Origin of the sequence: Prosthecobacter sp. (assembly GCF_044373815.1) — a bacterium.
Taxonomy (GTDB): Bacteria; Verrucomicrobiota; Verrucomicrobiia; order Verrucomicrobiales; family Verrucomicrobiaceae; genus Prosthecobacter.
In genome coordinates this window covers 1-25,848 of sequence record NZ_JBIPNG010000037.1, presented here as the reverse complement: position 1 = coordinate 25,848, position 25,848 = coordinate 1, and the positions used below count along the sequence as shown (strand labels likewise).

General features: G+C 58.6%; 22 protein-coding genes. 13 read left to right on the top strand and 9 right to left on the bottom strand.

The features are described 5' to 3' along the window. From ACIREA_RS05315 to ACIREA_RS05295, 5 genes are all read left to right on the top strand, one after another. On the top strand, positions 1–1,469 hold a 1,469-nt coding region (locus tag ACIREA_RS05315), incomplete at its 5' end, for a sulfatase-like hydrolase/transferase (RefSeq protein ID WP_397381223.1). Between the two features lie 31 nt (positions 1,470–1,500). Further along, positions 1,501–2,865 (top strand): sulfatase-like hydrolase/transferase, encoded by a 1,365-nt coding sequence (locus ACIREA_RS05310; protein WP_397381222.1) that lies wholly within the window; start codon positions 1,501–1,503, stop codon positions 2,863–2,865. 158 nt (positions 2,866–3,023) lie between these two features. Next, on the top strand, positions 3,024–4,184 hold the full coding sequence (locus ACIREA_RS05305) for an alpha-hydroxy-acid oxidizing protein (RefSeq protein ID WP_397381221.1): 1,161 nt from the start codon (positions 3,024–3,026) through the stop codon (positions 4,182–4,184). A gap of 2 nt (positions 4,185–4,186) precedes the next feature. Then, positions 4,187–5,251, top strand: coding sequence for a tRNA pseudouridine(13) synthase TruD (truD, locus tag ACIREA_RS05300; protein ID WP_397381220.1), 1,065 nt, complete (start codon positions 4,187–4,189; stop codon positions 5,249–5,251). Positions 5,252–5,319: 68 nt separating this feature from the next. Beyond that, positions 5,320–6,765: a metallophosphoesterase gene (locus ACIREA_RS05295; protein WP_397381219.1), complete on the top strand. Its 1,446-nt coding sequence runs from the start codon at positions 5,320–5,322 to the stop codon at positions 6,763–6,765. Positions 6,766–6,788: 23 nt separating this feature from the next. Here the strand turns inward: ACIREA_RS05295 and ACIREA_RS05290 are convergent, their stop codons facing one another. Continuing rightward, positions 6,789–7,400, bottom strand: coding sequence for a carbohydrate-binding family 9-like protein (locus ACIREA_RS05290; protein WP_397381218.1), 612 nt, complete (start codon positions 7,398–7,400; stop codon positions 6,789–6,791). A 77-nt stretch (positions 7,401–7,477) separates the two neighbouring features. On the opposite strand from ACIREA_RS05290, the gene ACIREA_RS05285 reads away from it, so the two are divergent. Together ACIREA_RS05285 and ACIREA_RS05280 are read left to right on the top strand one after the other, a co-directional pair. Next, positions 7,478–9,412 carry a CehA/McbA family metallohydrolase gene (locus ACIREA_RS05285; protein ID WP_397381217.1) on the top strand — a complete coding sequence of 645 codons (1,935 nt, stop codon included), beginning with the start codon at positions 7,478–7,480 and terminating at the stop codon, positions 9,410–9,412. 40 nt (positions 9,413–9,452) lie between these two features. Further along, positions 9,453–10,874, top strand: coding sequence for an FAD-dependent oxidoreductase (locus ACIREA_RS05280; RefSeq protein WP_397381216.1), 1,422 nt, complete (start codon positions 9,453–9,455; stop codon positions 10,872–10,874). Here the strand turns inward: ACIREA_RS05280 and ACIREA_RS05275 are convergent, their stop codons facing one another. Genes ACIREA_RS05275 through ACIREA_RS05265 form a run of 3 tightly spaced genes read right to left on the bottom strand, consistent with a single transcriptional unit; the run spans position 10,875 to position 14,831 of the window. Next, positions 10,875–11,183: a hypothetical protein gene (locus tag ACIREA_RS05275; RefSeq protein WP_397381215.1), complete on the bottom strand. Its 309-nt coding sequence runs from the start codon at positions 11,181–11,183 to the stop codon at positions 10,875–10,877. A gap of 45 nt (positions 11,184–11,228) precedes the next feature. Further along, positions 11,229–14,444, bottom strand: coding sequence for a M56 family metallopeptidase (locus tag ACIREA_RS05270; protein ID WP_397381214.1), 3,216 nt, complete (start codon positions 14,442–14,444; stop codon positions 11,229–11,231). A gap of 6 nt (positions 14,445–14,450) precedes the next feature. After that, positions 14,451–14,831 (bottom strand): BlaI/MecI/CopY family transcriptional regulator, encoded by a 381-nt coding sequence (locus tag ACIREA_RS05265; RefSeq protein ID WP_397381213.1) that lies wholly within the window; start codon positions 14,829–14,831, stop codon positions 14,451–14,453. A gap of 177 nt (positions 14,832–15,008) precedes the next feature. Between ACIREA_RS05265 and gap the strand changes: the two genes are divergently transcribed. The 3 genes from gap to rarD all read left to right on the top strand — a co-directional run bounded on the left by gap (position 15,009) and on the right by rarD (position 18,228). Further along, positions 15,009–16,058, top strand: coding sequence for a type I glyceraldehyde-3-phosphate dehydrogenase (gene gap / locus ACIREA_RS05260; protein ID WP_294403455.1), 1,050 nt, complete (start codon positions 15,009–15,011; stop codon positions 16,056–16,058). Between the two features lie 117 nt (positions 16,059–16,175). Beyond that, positions 16,176–17,348 carry an MFS transporter gene (locus tag ACIREA_RS05255; protein ID WP_397381212.1) on the top strand — a complete coding sequence of 391 codons (1,173 nt, stop codon included), beginning with the start codon at positions 16,176–16,178 and terminating at the stop codon, positions 17,346–17,348. Next, positions 17,338–18,228, top strand: a complete 891-nt coding sequence (gene rarD, locus ACIREA_RS05250) for an EamA family transporter RarD (protein WP_397381211.1) — start codon at positions 17,338–17,340, stop codon at positions 18,226–18,228. Before ACIREA_RS05255 ends, rarD begins: the two co-directional genes overlap by 11 nt. A 5-nt stretch (positions 18,229–18,233) precedes the next feature. Here the strand turns inward: rarD and ACIREA_RS05245 are convergent, their stop codons facing one another. After that, positions 18,234–19,157, bottom strand: a complete 924-nt coding sequence (locus tag ACIREA_RS05245; RefSeq protein WP_397381210.1) for a D-alanine--D-alanine ligase — start codon at positions 19,155–19,157, stop codon at positions 18,234–18,236. A gap of 87 nt (positions 19,158–19,244) precedes the next feature. Here ACIREA_RS05245 and ACIREA_RS05240 point away from each other — a divergent pair, with 87 nt between their 5' ends. Both ACIREA_RS05240 and ACIREA_RS05235 read left to right on the top strand, forming a co-directional pair. Then, on the top strand, positions 19,245–20,804 hold the full coding sequence (locus tag ACIREA_RS05240; protein ID WP_397381209.1) for an amidohydrolase family protein: 1,560 nt from the start codon (positions 19,245–19,247) through the stop codon (positions 20,802–20,804). Positions 20,805–20,935: 131 nt separating this feature from the next. Beyond that, entirely contained in the window at positions 20,936–21,205 is a 270-nt protein-coding gene (locus ACIREA_RS05235) for a hypothetical protein (RefSeq protein WP_397381208.1), read from the top strand. Positions 21,206–21,216: 11 nt separating this feature from the next. On the opposite strand, the gene ACIREA_RS05230 is transcribed toward ACIREA_RS05235, so the two are convergent. Together ACIREA_RS05230 and ACIREA_RS05225 are read right to left on the bottom strand one after the other, a co-directional pair. After that, positions 21,217–22,236: a glycosyltransferase family 9 protein gene (locus ACIREA_RS05230; protein WP_397381207.1), complete on the bottom strand. Its 1,020-nt coding sequence runs from the start codon at positions 22,234–22,236 to the stop codon at positions 21,217–21,219. Next, positions 22,233–22,955 (bottom strand): metallophosphoesterase family protein, encoded by a 723-nt coding sequence (locus ACIREA_RS05225; protein WP_397381205.1) that lies wholly within the window; start codon positions 22,953–22,955, stop codon positions 22,233–22,235. The genes ACIREA_RS05230 and ACIREA_RS05225 overlap by 4 nt, the downstream gene beginning before the upstream one ends. A 404-nt stretch (positions 22,956–23,359) precedes the next feature. Between ACIREA_RS05225 and ACIREA_RS05220 the strand changes: the two genes are divergently transcribed. Beyond that, positions 23,360–24,355 carry an OmpA family protein gene (locus tag ACIREA_RS05220; RefSeq protein ID WP_397381204.1) on the top strand — a complete coding sequence of 332 codons (996 nt, stop codon included), beginning with the start codon at positions 23,360–23,362 and terminating at the stop codon, positions 24,353–24,355. 30 nt (positions 24,356–24,385) lie between these two features. On the opposite strand, the gene ACIREA_RS05215 is transcribed toward ACIREA_RS05220, so the two are convergent. Together ACIREA_RS05215 and ACIREA_RS05210 are read right to left on the bottom strand one after the other, a co-directional pair. Then, a complete protein-coding gene (locus tag ACIREA_RS05215; RefSeq protein ID WP_397381203.1) occupies positions 24,386–24,856 on the bottom strand; it encodes a dihydrofolate reductase in 471 nt (156 codons plus the stop codon). A gap of 9 nt (positions 24,857–24,865) precedes the next feature. Continuing rightward, the coding region (locus ACIREA_RS05210; protein ID WP_397381202.1) for an MBL fold metallo-hydrolase at positions 24,866–25,848 on the bottom strand (983 nt) is incomplete at its 5' end.

Here is a 25,848-nt window from a genome sequence, read left to right as displayed (position 1 = left end):
TGCCAGCCATGAAACGTGTTTGCTCGTTTTGCTTCCTCATGCTCTGCCCTGTTTTGGCGGCGGCGGAAACAACACCGCCAAACTTCCTTGTCATCATGGGGGAGGCGCAGGGGTGGGCATCAATGTCGGTGCCACAGGATGATCGAAATCCTGAAGGCTCGACCAGCAACTTCATCCGCACGCCGAATCTCGACAGTATTGCGCAGCACGGCATTCGCTTTTCTGATTTCTACGCTTCATCGCCGCGGTGCACCCCGACACGCGCGGCTCTTTTCACAGGTCGCAATCCCGCGAGGCTGCACATGACGTTTGTCGGTGAAAGCAAGAAGGAGGGAGGAGTGAATCCGGGAGATAGAGTCATTGCTCCCGAGACGACGACGCAGCTGCCTGCCGGCATGGAAACTATTGGCTCGCTTTTGAAAAAGCAGGGCTACGCCACCGCGCACTTTGGCAAATGGCATGTGGGTCGCGAGAACCCGCAGCAGAGTGGCTTTGACGAAAACGACGGCCCAAACAGCAATGGCGGGCCAGAAAACGTGCACGAACCCAATCCGAAGCAGTGCTACGCCACCGCAAAGCTTGGCATGGATTTCATGTCACGGCAGGTGAAGGCGCGGAAGCCATTCTACCTCCAGATCTCGCACTATCCGGGAAAGCAGCCTGAAAGCGCGACACCTGAGATGATCGAATCGGTGAAGCGACGCCTGGGCAACCGCCTGGACATCATGCGCATTGGGCAGGCAGCAGGCAATGAGGAGATCGACAAGACAATCGGTCTCGTGCTGGCAAAGCTGAAGGAGCTCGACGTGCTGAAGAACACCTACATCATCTATACTGCTGATCACGGCGCGCAGGGGCGCAATGCCAATGGCGCTCTCACCAACGGCAAGGGGACCGTGTGGGAAGGCGGGCTGCGGGTTCCGCTGCTCATGGCGGGCCCAGGTATCAAGGCGGGACAATTCTCCCATGTGCGTGCCAGCACAGTGGATGTCTTGCCAACGATCATGGAGCTTGCGGGCGCGGCAGCGAACACGCTGCCGAAAGATCTCGATGGTGTCAGCCTTGTGAGAGTGCTGAAGACAGATTCAAACATCCCGCTCAAGCGAGTGCATGAGGAGCTTGTCGTTCACTTCCCGCATTATGACAAAGATGAGATAGGTCCTGCTTCCGCCATCCTCTACCAGAACTGGAAGATGATCCGTGTCTTTGAAACAGAGAAACGCCTGCTGTTTGACCTCACCAAAGACATCGGGGAACAGAATGATCTTGCGCAGTCGACGCCGAACATCGTTCTCGCTCTCGACAACCGCATGATGGACTACTTGCGCGCCGTGAATGCAGGCATGCCGAAGCCGAATTCTGATTACGTCGAAGGCGGAGAGAAGTCAGGGGACCGCAAAGGCGGCAAGGGCGGCAAGCAGAAGCCGATGAGGAAGGAAAAGACCGACCTGAAACCCGACTCCAAATGAGCCAAGGCAAAATCAGACCCCGTGCAAATCCATGAAACATTTCCTCATCATCATTGTCATTCAACTATTGGCGGCTGGAGCCTTTGCCAAGGCGCCCAATATCCTTTTCATTCTCGCTGATGACCAAGCTTGGAGCGGCACCTCGGTGCGCATGATGCCCAATGAAGCTGGCAGCGCGAGCCGTGAATTTCACACGCCGAATCTCGAAAAGCTCGCCGCACAGGGCATGACTTTTTCACAGGCCTATGCGGCGCATTGCAAATGCGAGTGCTCACGCGCGGCGATCCAGATGGGGCGCAGCACAAGCACGCTGAACGCGACAGATAAAAATGCACGCAACTGGAGCGCTCCGGTCACTGACTCACTCGTGAACACGCTCAAGAAGGCGGATGGCACCTATCGTGCGGCGCATTTCGGCAAGTGGCAGTGGTTTCACACGCCGGAGTCGATGGGGTATGACGCCAGCGATGGCATCACGATGAATGAAGACGGCGACACGACAGATCCAGAAGATCCCAAGCAGTCCTTCAGCATCACCAAACGGGCGGGTGCGTTCATGGAGGCTCAGGTGAAAGAGGGGCGCCCGTTCTTTCTTCAGCTCTCCTATTATGCCGTGCACCAGACACCGCAGGCGCTGGCAGCCACCCTGAAAAAATACGAGGGGATGGCTGATGCGAGCAAAGGCGGGCGCGGGGATCGTGTCGTGATGGCGGCCATGACCGAGGACCTCGACACCTGCGTGGGTGCGGTCTTGAAGAAACTCGACGATCTGCGCATCGCCGAAAACACCATCGTGATATACACCTCCGACAACGGTGGCCGAACCAGCCTACTAAACGGTGGCAAGGGCGATCTCGGAGAAGGCGGCATCCGTGAGCCGATGATCATTCGCGTCCCAGGCATCAAAGGAGGTGTGAACTGCACGACTCCTGTCATCAGCTATGACCTCATGGCCACGGTGCTTGATTTTGCGGCTCCCGGGTTTGTGCTGCCGAAAGGTGTTGAGGGGGGCAGTTGGAAGCCTTTGCTCATGAGCGCTGGCAAGGCACCGGTGAGGCGCCCCATCGATCGATTCGTGTGGCACCAGGTTGTCGAGGTGGAGCACCCGCAGTCAGCCATCCGTAGGGGCGACTACAAGCTGCTCTATTTTTGGGATACCAAGGAAGGTCTGCTCTTTGATGTGGTGAAGGATCTCGGCGAGACGCATGATCTGGCGAAACAAACACCGGAGATTGCTGCCAAACTTCAGGCTGAGCTCAAAGCACACATCCGTGCCGGTCTCGGAGAAGAGGCGTTCGCCGCGCTGGAGCGTGGTGAGTTTCCTCAGGGCCGTGGCCCAGGAAAAGGCAAGGGGCCCGGCGGCAAAAAGAAAGATGGCAAGAAGATGGTGAAGTGATCTGCTGCTCACCCCCGATTCGCTGAATGTGCGTTTCGGAATTTGCAGTGTGCGTGTTTGAAGATTGTAAATCCGGCGTTTACTGCCGATGAAGATGGGCAGCCGCCGGTGTTGATCGGTCAGCGGTTTTCGTCTTCACTGCAAATCACTCACGCCCCATGTCTGAAGCTTTCAATTCCAACTACCCCTCCATCGAACATCTTCGCGAGAGAGCGCGTCAGCGTGTGCCGCGTTTCGCCTTTGAGTATTTGGAGGGAGGCTGCTTCTCAAACATCAATCTTCAGCGCAACACAGATGAGATCCGGCAAGTGCAGCTGCGGCCATGGTATTTGCGGGATTATCCCGGTTCTGACCTGAAGACGGAGCTCTTTGGCACGACTTACGATGCTCCTTTTGGCGTCTCGCCAATTGGACTGCAGGGACTGATCTGGCCCAAGGCGACCGAGATCATCGCAAAGGCGGCGCATCAGCATAACATCCCATTCACGCTCAGCACGGTCGCGACGGCCAGCATCGAAACCGTGGCGGAACTCACGCAAGGGAAGGCCTGGTTTCAGCTTTACCATCCCGCCGAGGATTCGCTGCGTGACAAGCTGCTGGATCGTGCGCGAGATGCGGGTTTTCCAGTGCTCGTCATTCTTGCGGATACGCCGACCTTTGCCTATCGTCCCAAGGAAATCCGCAACGGCCTGTCCATCCCGCCGAGGATGTCGGTGCGTAACGTGATCCAGATGATGCTGCATCCTACGTGGTCGTTCAGCCAGCTCGCGGCAGGTGCGCCTGAGTTCAAGACGATGAAGCCTTATCTGCCGAAGGGGCTGAGCATGAAACACCTCGGCCTCTTCATGAACAAAACCTTCTCGGGTCGCTTGAATCCGACGAAGATCAAAGCCATTCGCGAGCGGTGGAAGGGCAAACTCGTGGTGAAGGGGGTTGTTACTGAGGAAGATGCGGAAACTGCGCTAGGCCTAGGCGTGGATGGATTTATTGTGTCCAATCACGGTGGTCGTCAGCTCGATGCCGGACAGTCCACGATCAAGCCTCTCACCGAACTCGCGAAGAAATTTGGGCAGCGCACCACGGTCATGATCGACAGCGGCCTGCGCGCTGGTCCGGATGTTGCCTGCGCACTCGCCAGCGGTGCGAAGTTTGCCTTCATGGGGCGGTCCTTCATGTATGGTGTCGCTGCACTGGGCAAAGCCGGTGGTGATCATACGATGACGATGCTGAAGCGCCAGATCAAGCAGGTGATGGAGCAGGTGGGCTGTGAGCGTGTGGCGGACCTGCCGAAACATCTGGTGAGCGGGCCCGAGGCTTGAACATGATTTCAGACTCGAACGATCTTCCCTATTTGCATGGCGGCCCTTTAGGTCGTGCACGTTTCAAAGTGCAGCCGGAAGATTTTGTGGTGGAGGAGTTGCTCGGTTTTGAACCTTCGGGCGAGGGCGAGCACTGCCTTGTCTGGGCGGAGAAGCGTAATCTGGACAGCAATACTGCTGCGGCTCGCCTGGCAGATGCAGTGGGCATTCGGCGGCGGCTGGTCAGCCACTGCGGGCTGAAGGACCGTCGTGCGGTCACGCGCCAGTGGTTCAGCCTGCATATGCCGGGGCAGGCTTCGCCTGAACCGCAGGCGCTGGAGTCTGAGGGGCTGCGCGTGCTGCGTATCACTCGCAATTTGCGCAAGCTTCGGCGTGGCATTCATCTGGGCAATCGCTTCACCATCCGGCTGCGTGAGCCGAATTTCGACGCAGGGCTTGCCGCGCAGCGCTGGCAGGCGATCACGGAGAAGGGCGCTCCAAATTACTTCGGCATACAGCGCTTTGGCAACGAAGGGCAAAATGTGGCGAAGGCGCAGGCGATGTTTCGCGGAGAGTTCACACCGGGGGATCGCCTGCTGAGAGGCATCCTGCTTTCTGCTGCGCGCAGTCATTTGTTCAATGCCGTGGTGGCTGGCCGTATGAAACGAGGGAGCTGGGACAAACCGCTGGCAGGTGAGGTCTTCGGTTTTACTGACAACGGCACGATTCTGCTGCCGGAAAATCAGCGTGGCGATGAAGTGGCACGGTTTGAAAAGGGCATCGTTGAACTCACGGCCCCCTTGTGGGGCAGTGGTGAGCTGCAAAGCGTGGGCGAAGTGCGCAGCCTCGAACAGGAACTGCTTGCTGGGTTTCCTGACATCACCGCTGGACTCGAAGCCTTCGGACTGCGGCAGGAGCGCCGGGTGATGCGGCTGCGTCCGCTCGACTCCACGTTTGAGGTGATGGAAAATGGTGACCTGCAGATTCGCTTTGGTCTTCCCAAAGGGACTTATGCCACGACCCTGCTGAGTGAGCTGGCGGAGCTGGATGAATCCAGTCAGGATGGTGGAGCTCCGCCTGATCACTGACGATTTGCTGACAAATGAGCGGTCCTCGCTTGATGCTGTTTTGACATTGGCTGCTATCATGAGTGGCCATGAAGCATCTCTCTCTTCTCTGCGCCTTGGCCGCGTTTGCCATCATGGCGTTCGGACAAAATGAAACGAAACCTGCCAAGGATGAACGAGGCAAGGGCAAGGGGGCCGGGCCCGGCGGGCAGGTTGAATCCGTCGTGGTGCCGCAGTATCTCTTCAATGTCTGGCTTTGCCGACCCGGCGCAGAATCGGTGACGCTGAGCGTGCTCGCGTGGCAGGACATGGACGCTTTTGTCTCGTATGGCACGAGTGCGACAACGCTGACACGGCGCTCCGATGTCATCAAACTCCGCGCAGGAGAGCCGCAGACGATCCTGCTGGGCCAGTTGAAGCCTGATACGGGCTATGCGTATCAGCTGACTTACCGCATCGGTGGCGGTGAGGCCGTTCGAGATGAAGTGCGAAGCTTCCACACCCAGCGTGCGCCGGCATCCAGCTTCACCTTCACCACGCAGGCGGATTCACATCTGGATGTCAGCACGGACGTGCGGGTGTATCAGCTGACACTGGCCAACATGCTTGCGGACAAACCCGATTTCATGATCGACCTCGGAGATACGACGATGGTCGACAAGTTTGGCAGCTTCTACACGCGTGCCGAATCGCAGTACAAAGCCCAGCGTTTTTACATGGGCCGCATCGCGCACAGCGTGCCGGTTCTTCTGGCGCTGGGAAATCATGATGGTGAACAGGGTTCACGACTGACCGGACAGCCGAATTCCATGCCTCTGTGGTCCATTGGCATGAGGAAGAAGTATTTTCCGAATCCGGAACCCGGCGGCATTTACTCGGGTAATGCCAAGCCGGAGGAGGGGGCTGGCATGCTGGAGGATTTTTATGCTTTTGAGTGGGGCAGCGCGCTGTTTGTCGTGCTGGATCCGTTTTGGTTCACACGTGATCGCAAAGGCGAGGATAACTGGAGCATGACACTCGGTGAGGCGCAGTATCGTTGGCTGACGAAGGTGCTAGAGACGAGCAAGGCCCCTTTCAAATTTGTATTCTTGCACCACCTCGTCGGTGGTTTGGGCAAGGATGTGCGCGGTGCTGTGAAGCCTGCACCTTTCATGGAGTGGGGTGGCAAAAACGCAGATGGCAGCGACGGATTCAAGCAGCACCGCCCCGGTTGGGAGATGCCGATTCACCAGCTCTTTGTCAAAAATGGCGTGAGCATCGTTTTTCACGGACACGATCACCTCTTCGCGAAGGAGGAGCTTGATGGCATCATTTATCAAGAGGTGCCGCAGCCAGGCCACCCGAGCGGTGGCACACGCAGCGCGGAGGAATACGGCTACACCGGCACCATCCTCGGCAGCTCGGGGCATGTGCGGGTCAAGGTCGGATCAAATGAAGCGAAGGTGGATTACGTGCGTTCGATTGTGCCTGGCGTGACGCGGGACGAGCTGCCCAATGCGAGTGTGCAGCACAGTTACACGCTCAAAAGGAAGTAGCCGCAGACTGGGGCGCTGTTCGATTATTGCACGAGTTCGAGCACTCCGACCGAAGCAGGTACATGAAAGTCGGGGCGTTTGGTGTGCGGATTCACCCAGGGCATCCAGCCGGAATGAACGGTACCATCTTGGCGGTGATGGAATTCGGCGCGGTAAATGCCGGCGAAGAACTCGGATGAGCCGGGTTTGAGCACCTTCAAGGCACGCAACGTATCGAGCGGCAAGCTGCCGGTGACGGTGTAGCGGTTGCCTTCGATATTGGCGGTAAGTTGCAGGCCCTCGCATTGCCAGTCCCAGTTCATCACACGGTAGAAGTTTGCTTCGTAGGCCAGCACGTCGCCACGAGGGGACATTTCGAGACAGTAGTAGGGCCTCAGGCTCAGATCGGGGGCGAAGAAGATTTCGACGCGGTCGGAGCCGAGCACGCGGTCTTTGGCGGTGGGGCCGTCGGGTAGGACGAGATCGTCATCGATGCAGTCGAAGTGGAAATGAAGATGGGTTTCATCCCAAAGGGCACGGAACTCGGTGAACGGAGCGGTGCGCTCTTCCCAGGGAAAGGTGAAGGCGGTCAGTGGCTCGGCCACAGACCAATCCAAGGGAGATGCGAGCGTGTGGCGGACTGGGTAGCGTTTCATGTGACAGCTTTGGCAAGGTCACGCGTCAATTCAACGGCGGGTGGATAGTTGTCATCAGGTGGAGGCGTTGGTGCTGGATGAAATGGATTCTGGTTTGCCTGCCTGCACTTAGTTTAATGGCGGAGGATTTGACGGTGGAAGCCAAGCGGCTGCATCTGGGAAAGACGGGGCAGTATGAGTGGGAGGCGTTCAAGGACCGCGTGGTAGATGCGGAGCGGCTGGAGAGGCGTTTTGAGGCGAAGGCGAATGCTACGGAGCAGACGCTGAGGCTGTGGCAGCGAGATGTGAAACTGACATGGCCGGTGCTGTTGAACGGACGCAAGCTGGGAACGCTGGTGACGGCGGAAACGGCGATGGAGAGTCTGCTGACGATCCCGGCAGGGGCTTTGCGTGATGGTGAAAATGTTCTGACCATCGAAGCACCACCGGGTCTGGACGATATTGAAGTGGGGCCGGTGATCATTGCGGCGAATGCAATGCCAGAGGTGATGAGCGGTGCGCAAGTGGATGTGACGGTGACGGATGGTGAAACGGGCGGGGGACTGCCGTGCCGGCTGACATTGACGCGTGCGGATGGAACCTTGCAGCCGTTGCGGGCGGAACCTGCGGGCGAAGTGGCGGTGCGCATTGGCGTGGTTTATACGCGGAATGGCAAGGCCATGCTGTCGCTGCCGCCGGGCGACTACATCCTGCATGCGGGGCGTGGTTTTGAATGGAGTGTGGAGCGTGCGGCGATTTCGCTGCGAGCTGGGAAGACGAAGCAGGTGGCGCTTCAATTAAAGCGTGAAGTGCCAACGGCAGGCTGGATCGCGGCAGACAGCCACATTCACACGCTGACTCACAGCGGGCATGGCGATGCGAAGATCGAGGAGCGCATGCTGACGATTGCGGGGGAGGGGATCGAGCTGGCGGTTGCGACGGATCACAATCACCACACGGACTTTGCGCTCAGCGCGGCGAGCATGGGCGTGGCGGAGCGGTTCACGCCGGTGATCGGCAATGAGGTGACGACGAAGCACGGGCACTTCAATGCGTTTCCGATTAAACCGGGTGCGCGTGTGGTGAATCACCAGCAGGAGGACTGGGCGAAGCTGCTGCCAGAGATCCGTGCGACACGGGGCGTCAAGGTGATCACGCTGAATCATCCGCGTGACCTTCACAGCGGCTTCATTCCGCTCGGCGGCATGCAGTTCAATCCGAAGACGGGCAGGCATCGTCAGGCCGAGGCGCTCGATATTGATGCGATGGAGGTGATCACGTCTGCGGCGATGCAGTCGGACATTCATTTGCTGTATCGAGACTGGTTTGCCCTGCTGAACCGTGGACATCGCATCGCGGCGATTGCGTCGAGCGACAGTCATGACGTGAACCGCTTCATTCTCGGGCAGGGGCGCACGTATGTGGCGGCGAAGGATGCGGATCCAGCGAATCTGGATCTCGACGAGGTCTGGCGCAGCTACAAGGAGGGGCGGCTGCTGGTGAGCCTAGGCTTGCTGACGACGCTGAAGGTCAATGACAAGTTCACGGTCGGCGATCTGGCCGCGGGGCTGGCGGAAAGCATCAAGGTTGAGGCCGCTGTGTTTGGTCCGGCGTGGGCGCAGGCAGACCATATCGAACTTTTTGCTAACGGCATTCTGATTCGTGAGCAGAAGATCGAGGATGGTCATCGTGCGGGTGAAAAGGCGCGCATCATCTGGCAACTGCCGAAACCGGCGCATGATGTGCATCTAGTGGTGATCGCAACGGGACCGGGCGTCACTGAGCCATTCTGGGAGATTCCCCGCCCCTACCAGCCGAGCAGCAAGACCTTCGTATCGCGTGTGGTGGGCTCCACGAATCCCACCTGGCTGGATGCGGATGGTGACGGACGCTTTGAGCCGGCGGTTGCCATTGCCCGGCGATTGATTCAGGAAAGCGGGGGAGATCGCGTGAAATTGCAGGATGCATTGAAGCGTTGCGATGATGCCGTGGCGGTGCAGGTGGAGTCGCTGATGGTGAAAAGTGAACCATGATCTTGTCCAAAACCGCCTTCCATCTGACTTCTGTACCATCATGAGCACTCCCAGCCCTTCCCCTGATCTCAAACGCCGCTCCTTTCTGGCCGCCGCTTTCTCCGGTGCGCTTGTCACCCATGGAGTCATGAATGCGGCGGAGGTGGAAAAGGCCATTGCAGGGAAGTTTCATGAGCCTGCGCAGGATCTACCGCTGGCGGAAGATGCCGATGTCATTGTCTGCGGTGCGGGACCGGCGGGAATAGCGGCTGCGATCACTGCGGCGCGAGCGGGTGCCAAGGTGCGGGTGTTTGAGTGGCGAGGCTGTCTCGGTGGCGTGTGGACGGCCGGCCTGCTGGGTTACCTGCTGGATTTCGACAAGCCCGGCTTCAACCAAGAACTGCTGAAGCGGTTGGAGGAACGCGACATCCGCCGTGGCACGAACAAAAAGAGCGTCGTCTATGAGCCGGAAGGCATGAAGCTGCTGCTGGAGGAAATGTTTGTGGAAGCAGGCATCAAGTTCCAGCTCCACACCAAGGTCTGCGCTGCCTATCGCGAAGGGAAACGGCTCACGACGATCGTGACCGAGTCGAAGTCAGGGCGGCAGGCGTGGAAAGCGCCGGTGTTCATTGACACGACGGGAGATGGAGATCTCGGTGCGCTGGCTGGCTGTGCCTTTAAGTATGGAGAGGCAGATTCGTGTCCATGCCAGCCGATGTCGCTGAATGCGCTGCTGGTGTGCAAAGACACGGCGGCATTGAAGGATTTCATTCACGGTTCAGATCCGAGCAAGGCGGATGGCACATCAAAAGACGCGTTCCTTGCGGAGATCAAACGGACCGATCATTTCCCCTCGTATGCGAAGCCGACGTTGTGGCAGGTGCGGGACAATCTGCTGCTGGTGATGATGAACCACCAGTACGGCGAGCCGTGTTTTGATGCGGCGAAGATCACCGAGGCCACCGTGCACGCGCGGGCGGAAATGAACAAGATCGTGAACGGTCTGCGCAAGCTCGGAGGTCCGTGGGAAGGTCTGCAAATCGCCGCGACGGCGGAGCAGATCGGCGTACGGGACGGTCGCCGCATTGCGGGTCGCTACACGGTGAGCAAGGAGGATGTGATCGCCGGTGCGCGCTATGATGATGCTGTGGTGCGGCCGACCTTCAGCGTGGATATTCACGCACTGAGTGCGGACATGAACAAGAAGTCGGCCTACAGCAATGCGGGCATCAAAGTGAAGCCGTATGACATTCCATTGCGGGCCTTGATCGCGAAAGACGTGGACGGCTTGATGATGGCCGGGCGCAACATCAGCGGTGATTTCATTGCTCACGCGAGCTATCGGGTGACAGGGAATTCCGTGGCGATGGGCGAAGCTGCTGGCGTGACCGCGGCTCTGGCTGCGACGACAAAGCGTCTGCCGCATGACATTCCCTGGAGCGAAGCCGAGGCCAAGCTGAAGGCGCTGGGGCAGCGGGTGTAGTTACTTCCCGGTGCGCTTGCGTTTCGCTTCCTGTTTAAGGAAGAGCGGCTCAAGAGTTTCGCGAATCCATGCGAAGGCGGGTTCCAGCCCTTCGCGCTGATAGATCACGCCGATGTCGGCTTCGACGGCGGTGGGATTGCCGGTGCAGGAGAGGAACTGATTGCAGGTGAAGCGCGTTTTCATCTCGGCATCCACCTTGCCCTGCTGCTTCAGGATGAGGCTGCGGACGTAGAGTTCGAGAACGGCATCGCCTATCCAGGCGTTTTCGCGCAGGCGCTGGGTGAGATCGAGGTCTTGTGTGGATGCCATGAGCGGGGCATCCAGAGCGAGCATTGAGGCAAGTTCAACCGGGGATCACTTGGTTTTGGCGGGCTGCGCTGAACTGCTCAGCCCTTGGAAATAGGCATTGATCCAGGTGTGCTGCAGGCGGGTGGCCTTAACGGAGACTGAGTTCTGTTCTTTTTTGAAGGTCATGCTGGGCTGAGGTGCGTCTGCAACAGGCTTGGTTTCGTCACCCTCAATGACCGTGCTGAGGTCTTTGAGAATGGTTTCGATGCTGGCCTGTGTTTTTGGCAGGGCATATACTTTCGTGACTAGGGCGGTATCGTCGGCGGCACGGATGAACCACCTGTTCTGGTCAAGTGCGAGCACCAAACCGTTTGCGCGACAAAGAGTCTCAAGGACCTCAAAAGGGCTGCTGTTGATACTGAAGGTCATCAACTTTTGATTGATGGGATTGTGGTCCGGCAGTGAGATGAAATTGATGCCGGCATCGGTGGCAAGAAAACGCAGCACATCGCCGAGGTTCGCCTTGGCGAAGTCATACTGTTGCGGGCGGGCTTTGCGCAGCTCCGCCGCTTTTGCCTCGGCGGCATTTGCAGATGTCTTTGCCGCAGGGCTGGAGGCCTGATCTTTATTAGCCGGAGGTTCTGCTAAAACGGGAGTTAGGAAAAAGGTCTGGGCGTCGGAGGTGAGCTTGTGATTTGCGAGTGCCGAGCAGTAGCGCAAGGCTTCGGACAGCGGAACGTCCTTGAGGGACAGGGTAATTCGTGCCGATGCATCTCCGCCGGGTTTGACGATGATGTTGACGCCTTTTTTATCTGGATCGAGTTCGCGGGACTTGATGCGAATGAAGTCGATGCATTCGGTGAGTGTAGAATCGCGGAATTCGACGCTGGGGATGATGATTTTGGCGGCTGGAGCTGGAATGACAATCTCACCGAGTTTGCTGACTGGGTCGAGCACAGCCGGTGCAGCCGCGGATTTCGCAAACGCGGGGTCATCCGCAGGGCCGATGAGAACGGCGTATGGCTGAATGATCATCTTGAGGCTGGCCAGATCCACGACATAGCGCAGGGCTTCACCCAGCGGCACGTCTTTGAGATCCATGGAGATGGCGGCCTTGGATGGTGGATTGCCTTGTCTGTAGATGATGCTTACTCCTGGTGCGGCAGGATCAGGGCTGAGTTCACGGCTTTTGACGCGGAGGTATTCGATGGCCTCCTCCACCGAAGCCCCCTGAAACTGAACGCTGGGGATGATGATCTCATTGAGCCTGGTTTTGATGAAATCAGTCGATGCTGCTGCTTTCGTCTGAGCGGATGAGGTCATGTAACTCAGATCAAGCGCCCGGGACTTGGCAGCTTCTGCTTCAGTGCCGAAGTAGATGCCTCCGAATGGCTTATGTGTGAGGGTGTCGTAGAAAGTAATGTGTGGCAGCCCTTGTGAGGGAGTGGGGAGATGCAGGACGAAGCTGCCCCGGCCGCGTTTCAAAAGTACCTGCTGCCTTGCATCAATTGCGGATGCTTCGTTATCGGTGGTGGAAGTGATGTACAGGGCTGCGGTTGCTTCATCTGCGCTGCCGAGTTCATAATCCACCCCGACCGTGAGCATCTCGGCTGAGCGCGTCATGGAGGTAATGACCATGGAGTCGCGAGGACGAAAGGCGGATTTTCCGACGGCGAAGTCGCTGGGAGTGGCTGCCGGAAGACCGCCCTTCTTTGGATCGATCACATGGGGGGTGATGATATAAAGCACGGGACGTTTGCTTTGAGGTTTGCCGTCATGCCAGCCGCCGATCACACAGGATTGTCCGGTCTGCATTTGTTGAGTGGCTTTATAAACCCGGCTGCGGGCGTTCGGATAGTCGCCTTTGAACTCGGAGATCACCGCACCTGTTGCTGGATCAAAGAGATCCGAGTCGGTGATATCAATGCCAAGGTTGACCGCTTCACCACTCACGGTGGGCGTGAACTTGCAGACGAGGCCGATTGGCACATAAACAACTTTGCCATCCTTGTCTTTGCTGGGCTGGTTCACGATGCTTTTAATCACGACTTCCCTCTCGTTGGCAGTGACTATGCGTGGGTAGGAGGTGACATTGGTTCTGTCATTCCTCAGTAGTTCCCGCAGTTGAACGGCGAACTCGTCGGAGGACAACAGCGCCGGGAGAAAAGAGTGTGTTTCATCAGTTGGCAGTCTGCCGTCAAAATTCCAGTCGGTGGCTTTCTTGAATTCCACGATTTTCACCTCGATCGCGATGAGCGGCGCATCCTCAGCGGGTTTCGGCTGTTGAGCACGAGTGACGCCGAAAAAGGTCATGAGCACGATACACATGGTGATCAGTGCCTTCATGGTGGGATGAGGCGCACGATGTTTGGCAATGGACTGAATGCGTGAGCGCAAGGCGGCGCCGCGCTGGAAGATGCCGACGAAGCCGAGGCTCAAGCCGCGAGGGGAGAAGGCGGTTTCGACTTTGAGGAGGGCATGGCCGTAGGCGATGCGGTGGTCACGGGTGGCATCCTGGAGTACCTGGGCATCGCAGGCGGCTTCGCGGTCGGCACGGATTTTGAAGAACGCGATCCAGAGCAGGGGATTGAACCAGTGCAGCGCCATCAGTACGCACATGAGGGCATTGAGCGGGAGATCGCCCCTCTTGAGATGCATGAGCTCGTGTTTGAGGACGAGCCGGGCCTCGGCAGGCGTGAACTCACGGTCGAACTCTGCGGGCAGCAGCAGGGTGGGGCGCAGGAGACCGGTGACGGCAGGGCTGCTGACACTGGAGGCTATCAAAACACGCGGGACGTAGCGCAAGTGCATTTCGCTGGCGATTTGGGCGAGCGTTTCGAGAAGCTCCTCGCTGGCGGGATGGCGGGCTTTTTTGAAACGGCGCAGGGTGAGCATGAAGGAGATGCTGCCGAAGACGAGCATGCCTGCGGAGACGCCGAGCCAGGAAAGAAGGAAAACTTGCTGCCAGTTGATGGGTTCGGGCATAGGGGTGACCGACTCGAAAACAACCGGGGCCGGCTCCACCATCAGAGGAGAGACGGCTGAGGGAGTTGGTGATGCTGGCTGGGGTGGTGCTTGAAAGACGTGCTCGATGCTCCAGCGGCTTTGTGGCAGGAAAGGCATGAGGAGAACGATGAGCACCGGCAGCCAGAGGGCACAGCGCATGCGGGCGGTGAGGTGCCGACGAAAAGCCACCTGAATGAGCAACGTGGCAAGCGTGAGCAGCGACGCACGAAGACTGGCTGCGAGGAGCCAGTCGAAGATTTGGGTGAGCGTGTTCATGGTGGGTTAGGAGTTGAGGTTTTGGTCGAGCAGCTTTTTGAGCTCCTTCACCTCTTCCGCAGTGAGCTTGCTGTTTTGGGCGAAGTGGACGAGCAGGGGCTTGGCCGCGCCGCCGAAGATGCGCTGCATAAAGGACTCGCTCTCGGCGCGCACGCAGGCCTCGCGTTTCACGGCGGGGAGGAAGGTGCGGGTGCCGCTGGCGTTCTCGGCGGTCTTCAGCGCGCCTTTTTCCACCAGGCGTGTGAGCAGGGTGCGGACGGTGTTTTCCGCCCAGTTCATGGTGGGACGCAGTGCCTTGGTGACTTCAGAGGCGGTCTGCGGGGAATGCTCCCAAAGTGCCTCCATGACGGACCATTCGGATTCAGCGATGTCGGGTGCGTTTGGCATGATTTATTGGAATTAAAATCATTTCACTACATTTGTCGTGAAATGACAACTACAAATGTAGTGGTCGTGACGTTCGTATCCTAATCAAGGCTCGATTCCTGCTGCCTCGGCGGTTGACACCCTCCCCCCCCGGCGGTAATCCTGAATCCCTCAAAAATCCAAACTACCTCAAATAACATGGTCAAAATCGGCATCAATGGTTTCGGGCGCATCGGCCGCCTCGTCTTTCGCGCAATCTGTGACCAGGGTCTTCTGGGCAAGGAAATTGAAGTCGTCGCCGTGAACGACCTCGTGCCTGCTGACAACCTGGCTTACCTCGTCAAATACGACTCCACTCAGGGCAAGGCCCGTGAGAACGTTTCCTCCAAGAAATCCAGCCCTGATCTGGCTGCAGACGACATCCTGGTGGTCGATGGCCATGAGATCAAGTGCCTCGCAGTGCGCGCAGGTCCTTCCGCGCTTCCTTGGAAAGAGCTTGGCGTGGACATCGTCATCGAGTCCACCGGTCTTTTCACCGAGCGCAGCAAGGCTCAGGGCCACATCGACGCCGGCGCTAAGAAGGTCATCATCTCTGCTCCTGGCAAGGATGAAGACATCACCATCGTCATGGGCGTGAACCATGAGAAGTATGATCCCGCCAATCACCACGTCGTTTCCAACGCAAGCTGCACGACAAACTGTCTGGCTCCCGTCGTTCACGTCCTTCTGAAAGAAGGATTTGGCGTCGCCGAAGGCCTCATGACCACCATCCACAGCTACACCGCCACGCAGAAGACTGTGGACGGCCCGAGCGCCAAGGATTGGAAAGGTGGCCGCAGCGCCGCCATCAACATCATTCCTTCCGGCACGGGTGCCGCCAAGGCCGTGGGTCTCGCCATTCCAGAAGTGAAGGGCAAGCTCACCGGGATGTCCTTCCGCGTGCCAACGCCGACGGTTTCCGTGGTCGATCTCACCGTGAAGACGGAGAAGGAAACCAGCTACAAGGAAATCTCCGCCGCCATGAAGAAGGCCAGCGAAACCTACCTCAAGGGCATCCTGAACTGGACCGCCGACGAAGTGGTGAGCACCGACTTCATGCACGACCAGCACAGCTCCATCTTTGACGCCGGTTCCGGCCTCGAGCTGAACAGCAAGTTCTTCAAGCTGGTGAGCTGGTACGACAACGAGTGGGGTTACTCCAACCGAGTCGTCGACCTCGTGAAATACATTGTGAGCAAAGGCCTGTAATCTAAACGAACACAGCAACCTTCAAAGCCTTCGACGGGCCGGCTCACCTGAGCCGGCCCGTTTTGCGTACCCGCTCATCTCCCAACTTTCCATGAATCATATTTTCTCTTTCCAACCATGTCTCTTTTATCTCAACTGCACCTCCTGCCCAGGCCCTTCTGGGTTCTCGTAGGCGCGACTTTCGTCAACCGGTTCGGCGTTTTCGTCGTGCCGTTCCTGGCGCTCTTCATCACGCGGAACGGCAACACGGCCACGCAGGCCGGTTACGCCGTGGCTGCTTATTCTTTAGGGGGCTTCATTGCCGCCGGGATCGGCGGCTGGATGGCGGACCGTCTTGGGCGGAATGTCACCATGGCTGTCTCAGCGCTCGCGGGAGCAGTTTGCATGATCGCCATGTCGCAGGCGGTGGACTGGCGGGCGCTGGCGGCGCTGGCTTTCATCACCGGTGCCATCAATGAGGCGGGGAGTCCGGCCAGCGCAGCGCTGGTGCAGGACATTGTGCCACCAGAGCAACGCGTCATCGCCTATGCGGTGCAGCGGTTTGCCGTGAACCTGGCATGGTCCCTTGGACCCGCGACGGCCGGCTTCCTCGCGGAGTATTCGTTCTTCTGGCTGTTTGTCGTCGATGCATGCACATCCGCGTTCTTTGGCATCATCGCGTGGTTGTTTTTGCCGCGCGGCAGACGCACGGCACGCGAGCACGCGGGCTGGGGACATGCATGGCAATCGATCCGTACCAATCACGCCTTCCTGGCCTTGTTCGGCGCTTGCATCTGCACGGCGTGGATCTTCCGGCAGACGAACACCACCTTTCCGCTGCACTTTGAGCGCAATGGACTGCCGCTGCATTGGTGCGGTCTCGTGCTGGCTTTGAATGGCGTGATGATCTGCCTCTTTGAGGTGCCGCTGGCGGCTGGGCTGCGGTTGTGGCCGGTAAAGCAGGTGCTTGCGCTCGGCTACATTCTGATGGGGGCCAGTTTCCTCACCTTCCTGATCAGCGGATCACTCACTGCTTTTGTGCTGATGATGGTGGTTTTCACGATGGGAGAGATGTCCGCGTTTTCGCGGCAGCAGGCCTACTCGGCGAGTCTCTCTCCGGACGACATGCGAGGGCGTTACGTCGGCTTTCTCAGTCTGGCCTGGTGCGCGGGAAATACCGCCAGCTCCGCGCTCGGCATGCCGCTTTACGATCATCATCCCACCGTGCTGTGGGTGATGAATGCCGTCCTTGGCATTGTGGCGGCACTCCTCATTCTCTACACTCGTAAAACCCAGCTGCATGAATCCTGAAAAATCATCCGCCAATGCAGTGCTGAGTGCTGTGATCGCCTTTGGCCTGTGGGGCGTGCTGCCGGTGTATTGGAAACAGATCGGCCATCTCGGCAGCGGCGTCGCCTTGGCACAGCGTGTGGTCTGGACCCTGGCCACCGTGCTACCCCTGCTGATGCTGCGCGGCGAGTGGACCGGCTTTCTGCGCTCCGTGCGTGACACGCGCCTGCTCAAAGCGCATGCCTGGTCCGCTTTTTTGCTGGCCATCAACTGGGGCGTCTTCGTCTGGGCGGCGCAGCACGGTCGCATCATCGACTGCAGCCTCGGCTACTTCATCAATCCCTTGTTGAATGTGCTCATCGGCAGCCGCTTGCTGGGTGAGCGGTTGTCGCGATTGCAAAAATTCAGCATCGCCTCTGCTGCTTTTGGGGTGTTGACGCAACTCGTCTTGCTGGGGAGGTTTCCGTGGATCGGCCTGCTCCTGGCTGGGAGCTTTGCACTCTACGGTCTGGCGCGGCGGCGCTCACCGCTCGGCTCGCTGCCGGGGCTTGCTGTGGAAACCGTGGTCGGCATCCCAGTGGCGGTGCTCTATCTGATCTGGACGCAGCAGAGCGGCATGCCCATCTGGGGCACGGCTTCAGCGCATGATCTGCTGCTCATTGTTGGCCTCGGCATCATCACCACGATTCCGCTGCTGGGTTTCGCGCATGGTGCGCGGCAGCTGCCGTTCGCCCTGCTTGGCGTGCTGCAGTTCCTCGCGCCCACCGGCCAGTTCATGGTGGGGGCCTTTGTGTATCACGAGCCGGTCAGCACCGCTTCCTTGGTGTCGTTTGGCCTAATCTGGCTTGGCGTGCTGCTGTTTTGCAGTGATCTGTGGCTGCGCAAGCCCTCCCGGGCCTGAGCAACTTAGGGTCTGGCCGCAATGGACAGCTCAATGATCTTCGCGCACAGGTCGGGGAACTCAATGCCCACGGCCTTCGCGGCTTTGGGCAGCAGGCTGCTGCTCGTCATGCCGGGGATGGTGTTCACTTCGAGCACGAAGGGAGCTTGATCGCTGTCTCGCAGCATGACATCCACGCGGCCATAGACTTCGGTGCCGCAGGAGCGGAAGGCTTTCAAGGCGGCGTCCTGCACGGCCTTGGTCACCTCGGGGCTCAGGTCGGCGGGGCAGTTGTAGTTTGTTTTGCCGGTGCCGCCCATCCAGGGGTACTTGTTGTTGATGTCGTAGAAGCCTTCGACGGGTTCGATATGAATGATCGGCAGCACCTGATCGCCGAGAATACCCACAGTCAGTTCTTTGCCGGCCACGTAGTCCTCGATCAGTGTGTCGTTTCCAAATTTCTTTGCATCTTCGAAAGCGGCATCGAGCTCAGTCTGAGTGTGGCAAATATGTACGCCGACGCTGGAACCTTCACGCGGTGGTTTGACAACGAGGGGCAGGGAGATCGCCAGCGGCTGGCTGCCATCGAGCGGATAGGTCTGCGAGAGCGGAGTCGGCACACCGGCGGCGATGAAGCGCTCCTTGCTCAGCAGCTTGTCGAACGCGATGCGGCTGCTGGTCACGCCAGCACCCGTATAGCGGATGCCGCGCTGTTCCAGGATGGCCTGAATCTGGCCGTCCTCGCCAAAGGTGCCGTGAATCAGGTTCATGGCGATGAACACATCGCCGGGGACTTCGAAGTCCGGGTCGGTGACATCCACTTCGACGACGATAGCGCCTTTGCTGCGCAGCGCCTCGGCCACGCTTTCAGCGGTTTTGAGCGAAACTTTGCGTTCGGAGCCGGGGCCGCCCATCAGAAGGGCAATTTTCTTGTTCGTCAGGTCGATCATGGTGCGAAGATATGGAATGCGGAGGCCGGATTGGCAAAAGGAATCCTGGCAATGTCCGTGCCATCAGCCACGTCTTTCCCTGTCACCATGAATTCCGGCTTCTTTTTTGCCTTGCTGCTCACGGGTTCCGCCTTGGCGGCGGATTTTGATCTTCTCATCACAAACGCCCAGATTGCGGATGGTGGCGGAGGCCCGATTGCGCATGGCAGTATTGCGGTGAAAGCCGGGCGCATCGTGGCGGTCGGTCAGGTCGAAGGCTCAGCCGACACGGTCATCGATGCCGGCGGCAAAGTGGCCGCACCGGGCTTCATTGATGTTCATACCCATTCGGAAGACATTTGCCTCATCCCCGCGGCGGAGAATTTTCTGCGCATGGGCGTGACGACCATCATCACCGGCAACTGCGGTCATTCGCGCACCGATGTAGCGAAGTTTTTTCAGGAGATCGAGGAATCGAAGGTTGCTCTCAATGTGGCCACGTTGATTGGCCACGGCTCCGTGCGTGAGCAGGGCATGGGCGGCAGTTTCATCCGGGCACCGAACGAGGAACAACTCGCCACGATGAAAGGTCTGGTCGATCAGGCGATGAAGGACGGCGCGGTCGGATTGAGCACGGGGCTCATTTATGTGCCCGGTTCTTTTGCCAAGACGGATGAGCTGGTTGCGCTGGCAAAGGTCGCGGCCGCCCATGACGGTATCTATGTCAGCCACATGCGTTATGAAACCGTCCGCATTTTTGAAGCACTGGATGAGATCATCCGTATTGCCAAAGAAGCAAAAATTCGTGCCGAAGTCTCTCACATCAAACTCTCAGGTCCAACTGCATGGGGCAAGGCCAAAGAGGTTCTCTCCGTGCTTGATAAGGCATGTGCCGACGGATTGAAGATCACGCAAGATCAGTACGCCTACACAGCCTCCAGCACTGGGCTGCGCCAGACTTTGCCAGACAGCGCGCTCGAAGGTGAGCCTGCAGACTTCGTCGCACGAATTGCTGATCCGCAGAAGAAAGCCGCGATCATCGCCAGCATGGCCAAGATGCGTGACCGCCAAGGTCGCAAAGATTACGGATATGCGGTGATCGCCCGCTGCAAGGCGGACCCGTCGCTCAATGGCAAAACCATTCCTGAGGTGGCGAAGACGCGGCGCGGAGCAGATACGCTTGACGATCAAATCGAAGTCATCCTTGAGATCGAAGCTCAGGGTGGTGCCAGTGCCATTTTCCACGGCATGAACGAGGACGATCTGCAGACCTTTTTGAAGCATCCGCTCACGATGGTTGCCAGCGATGGCGGTCCGCGCCGTCTGGGTGAGGATGTGCCGCATCCGCGCAGCTACGGCAATAATGCACGAGCGCTGGGTCGTTACGTGCGCGAATTGAAACTGCTCACTTTGCCTGAAGCCGTGCGCCGCATGACCTCACTGCCAGCGCAGACTTTTCATCTCAAAGATCGTGGCATGATCCAAGTGGGTGCGCATGCCGACATCGTGATCTTTGATCCTGCCAAAGTCACGGATCCTTCCGCCTTCAGCGATCCGCATCACTACGCAGAGGGGTTTGAGCATGTGATCGTGAACGGTGGCATCACGATTCGAGACGGCAAACTGACTGAAATGCGAAGCGGAGGCCCCTTGCGAATGGGCCACTAACTCATCCCGAAGCTTGGAAGGAACCGGCTTGAGCACTTCGAAAACCCTTTGTCCGCGATCTTGTTCTTTACCTCCTTGGCAGGTATCATTTGTGACTTTTGCGTTGTTCGCTAATCACATCCAACATAACCATGAAAGTCATCCTTGGCCTCCTTTTCACATTCAGCCTCAGCTTCCTTCATGCCGCCGACACCAAGGCCCCTGAAGGCATCCCTGCTTCCTACCCGCTCAAAACCTGCGCCGTCTCCGGCGAAGCTTTCGGTGGCGAGATGGGCAAGCCGGTCAAAGTCACTCACGAAGGCACGGACTTGTACCTTTGCTGCAAATCCTGCCTCAAGGACTTCAAAGCGGATCCCGCCAAGTATGTGAAAATGGTCAAGGACGCCGCTGCCAAGAAGTAACCGGCAGCACCTCAAGCCAGTCTCTGGCACACCCATTCGCCGATGCCGCGTGCGTCCTGATCGGTCACGCTGGCATCGCTCTGGCATTCCTCAGGACTGAATTCGCTGCGCGGCGCTATGCGTCCGCCTTTCCAGACGTGAGCACCGGATGGGTAGGGACCAACCTTGCGAGGATCGCTCCAGGTATGGATGCCGAGCGTCTGCGGATTGACCGCTGCGGCAATGTGCATCGGCCCGCTGTCCACGCTGATGCAAAACTTCGCCTGCCTCATGATCCAGATCAGCTCGGGCAGGGAGGTGCGCTGGCTCCAGTCGTGAATATGGCCACCCGTGGGGCGGGTCGGGTCTGACGTCATGCCGACGAGGACGACGGGATGTGGGGCCAGGGCATCGCAAAGCGCCTGCAGGGAGGAATTGGAGAGAGATTTGCCCTCCCCACGTGACCAAGGATGCACGGCGATGAAATCCGGCAGCGCCTCAGGCCACCCGGCGGGAGCAGTGCCGGGAGTGAGATCAAAGGCAATGTCTTCTGGCTCGATGCGGATGCCCAAGGCACGCGGCAGCTTGAGATAGCGGTCCACCGCATGGGCTCCGGCATTCACTGGAACGATGTGGTTGTAAAAGAAGCGGGAGCCTTCACGGGCATCCGAAAGGCCGATGACGGTCTGCGATCCACGCCAGCTGCTGACCACTCCGCTGCGCAGCAGTCCCTGAAAATCGAGCACGATCTCGGGCGCCTCACGTGGCAGCGTCATCCAGGTGCGCCGCCAGTTCCAGAAGCGCGCCAGACCGGCGAGGCCGCGAAAGGTTTTGCGCGGGAAAGAGATCACTTCATCGATCAGCGGGCTGCCCTGCAGAATCGGCGTCCACTCCGTATTGGCGAGCCAGCGGATTTTCAGCTGCGGATGCGCATCCCGCAGCGCCTTCACGGCAGGCAGCGTGTGGACGATGTCGCCCAGGGAACTCGGTTTGACGATGAGCGCGGAGCGGAAATCGCGCAGGCTGGGAAGCTGGCGCGTGGCGGCGCTCATTTGCCCAAGGCAAGACGGTCGGCCAGCAGAGAGGGAAGACCAGCGGCGCGGATTTTACCCTGCGCGGTTTCGATGTCGTATTCCAGCCGGCGGATCGAGATCGTCTGCGCCTGCACATCATAGATGGCGTAGGCGGCACGCCAGTCGCCGTCGCGGGGCTGGCCGACACTGCCGACATTGACGAAGTATTTCACACCGCGCTGGAGCATGACGTCGGTGCCACGGGCGGCACGCACGGCGTCGTCTTTTTCAAAGATGCGCGGCACATGCGTGTGGCCGTAGAAGCACACCTGGGTGAACTGGTAGCTGAAGCTGGCCATCGCATCAAAGCGGTTGGTCACGTAGCCCCAGTTGCCGGGGGAATCGAGCGTGGCGTGTACGATGGTGAAGTCGCGCACCTGACGCACCAGCTTCAGATCCCGCAGCCACTGGCGCTGCTCTTCGCTGAGCTGTTCACGCGTCCACAGCAGGGCGTTCTGGGCCAGGGGGTTCAATTCTTCGAGGGAGCTCTCGCTGGCGGCACCTTCATCGTGATTGCCGCGCACCACCGGACACCCTAGGTCCTGCACGGCCTGCAGGCATTCCACGGGGTTGGCTGCGTAGCCGACGATGTCGCCGAGGCAGACGTAATTGGAACAACCCTGCTCCTGAGCGTCCCACAGAACGGTCTGCAGGGCTTCAAGATTGGCGTGGATGTCTCCGAAAATGGCGAATTTCATCGTCTAAGGTTGGCGGCGATTACTGCACCTTCGGGACATGAGCAGGGAAATCAAGCATTTCAGTATCAGAAACCTACCGTGATGGCGGAAAGAAGGTGGCCGCGGGCCCGTGCGGGAAAAGCAAACGGGGCGGATCACCCGATCCGCCCCGTCGCTTGATAGAGTCCAACAGCCAGAAGGAACCACTATTTGAAAGTTTTGACTGAATCGTCTCCGGTTCGTTGTCTGATGGTATCCTCACACAGATCGAAAACGATGCGTCAGGCGCTCGTAAATGAGTTGTAAGGAGGATGTAAGATTGTCTGGCTGCCCCGCCTGAATGCCGATGAGGTTGGTCCCTTATGGGAAGTGGAGAGAGCTGCCTGCTTGATTTAGCCTAGGTATCACACATTTTAATCATCTCCATGAACCTTAAACTGATCGCCTTCGTCGCCTTATCCACCGGCCTGTCATTTTCCCTGAGCGCTCAGAGCGCAGATGATATTCCCGGTTCTAAAGATCCAGCAGGACTGAAGCGCTATGAGGGCACGCGCACCACATTTTACGAGGAAAAGGCTTTTGAGAGCTACACGCTGCCTCTGGGAAAGCTGACCAAAAAGCCCGGTAATGTGAATCTTTTTGCCAAGAGTCTCACACTGGAGGGGAAGGTCACTAAGGTGACTTATGTCAGCAATGAGCCTAAACGGACGGCGTTGGAGGTCTTCAAGAACTACCAAAACGAACTCACTGCTGGAGGCTGGGAGACTCTGTGGGAGGGCACGGGCGAGGAGCTTAGCGCTGGTAAAGGTCTGCTGTTCCATTCGCTGTTTGCGAACCGACCCGGCGGCACCTTTGCCATCTGTCACCCCGGTGCTCGCTACCTCGCTGCGAAGAAGGGTGGTGCGCACTTGGCACTGTTCGTCGCGAACTACAAATCGGGAACAGTCACTCCGAAGAATTTGCAGCCGCAACCCGGAGTGCCCGTGATCGCGGTTGATCTGATCGAGACCCAGGCCATGGAGGAAAAGATGGTGCTCGTCAAAGCCGAGGAAATGGCCTCTGGGATCATTCAGCAGGGTTCGGTGAACCTCTACGGCTTTCATTTTGACACTGGCTCCGCCGCACTAAAGCCAGAGTCTGACGCCACGCTCGAAGAAGTGGCTAAACTGCTGAAGTCCGATCCCGCTCTGCGCTTGCTCGTCGTCGGCCATACAGACACCGTGGGCAAGTTTGAAGGTAACATTGAGCTTTCCCAAAACCGCGCAGCGTCCGTGGTCGCCGCGCTGGGCAAGAGGCTGCCCTCGGCGGCCTCAAGGCTCACGCCTTGCGGTGTCGGCTACCAGTGTCCGATCGCCAGCAACAGCAGCGAAGAAGGCCGTGCGAAGAACCGCCGTGTTGCACTGGTGAAAGTGGAGAATTGATGCCTCTGACGCCACGAAGTCACTCAATCCTCATGCATCCGCTCTCTCGTAATAGCGGAACTCCAGATCTTCAAACTGGCCGACCACCTCCTTAAGGCGGAAAAGGTGCTCGAAAGGCGGGAGCAAGACGTCGCCTTCGTATTCTTGGGTGATGAAGGTCAGATAGAGGCCGTCACACTGGGGCAGGAGTTCCTCGAACACGCGTGCACCGCCGATGACAAAGACGGTTTCGGCTTCGCCGCACACCTGCGGCAGTTCGGCGGCACTCCGAATGACGGTGACCCCTTCTCGTGGTGCCATCGTGTGGCTTAAAACAATGTTCTGGCGTCCTGGCAACGGCCTGCCGATGGAGTCAAACGTCGCGCGCCCCATGAGGATGGGATGACCGAGCGTCGTTCGCTTGAAAAACTTCAAATCTTCCGGGAAATGCCACGGCAGCTTGCCCTCGCGTCCGATGACGCGGTTGCTCGACATGGCGACAATGGCGATGAGGCGCGGCATGGCCGGAAGTTACCAGAGATCGACTGGCTGATTCGGTTCTGGGCGGATGATTTCCGTCCCGGGGATGCTTTCGTTGAAGCGGCGGGTGAACCACATCTGCGCGGGCTCTTCACCGTGGACGAGCAGGAGCTTCTTGGGCTTCACCTTCTCGATGTATTCGGCGATCTGCTCACGTGAAGCATGGGCGCTGAGGTCGAAGCTCTCGATTCGGGCGTGCAGTGCCACGGCAGGCATGTCTTTGGCGAGTTTGATCATCGTGCCGGGAGCGGCATTGCGGATCTTGTAGCCGGGGGAATCGGGATCGGTGTAACCGACGAAGCAGACCGTGTTGCGCGGGTTATCGAGGAACTTTTGCGCGAAGGTGTTGGAGACGGTGTGCTCCGTCATCATGCCGCTGGAGAGCGCGTAAAGGGAGCGCGGGCTGGAAATGATTTCCTGCCGTTTCTTGCTCTTGCGCGGCACGAGCATCTTCATGTCGTCCAGCAGGCGGAAGCCTGGATAGCTGCGGCGGCTGCGTGAGGCGTAGTGATCGTAGAGCACGGTGATCTTGGTGCTCAGACCGCCGATGTAGAGCGGCATCTCAGGGATGAGGCCTTCTTGGTGCAGCTCATGCAGCATCAGCATGACTTCCTGCGTTTTGCCGAGGGCAAAGACGGGGATCATGACGGCACCACCGGCTTCATGCGTTTCGCGGATCACTCCGGCGAGACGTTCTTTCTCGCCTTTGCGTGAAAAGCCTTCAGGGCGTGCATAATCGCCACGCGTCGTCTCGGCGATCATCACGTCGATTCCGCTGGTGGGGAAGTCGGCGGCGCGGCAGATCGTCTGCGCCTCGAAATTCACGTCACCGGTATAGAAGAGTGTGTTGCTGCCTTCTCGGACCAGAACGCCCGTGGAACCGAGGATGTGGCCAGCGTCGAACATCGTGGCCTCCAGATTGGTGTCCGGGATCTCAAACGGGCGGTCGATGTCGCGGTAGATCCACTGGGCGC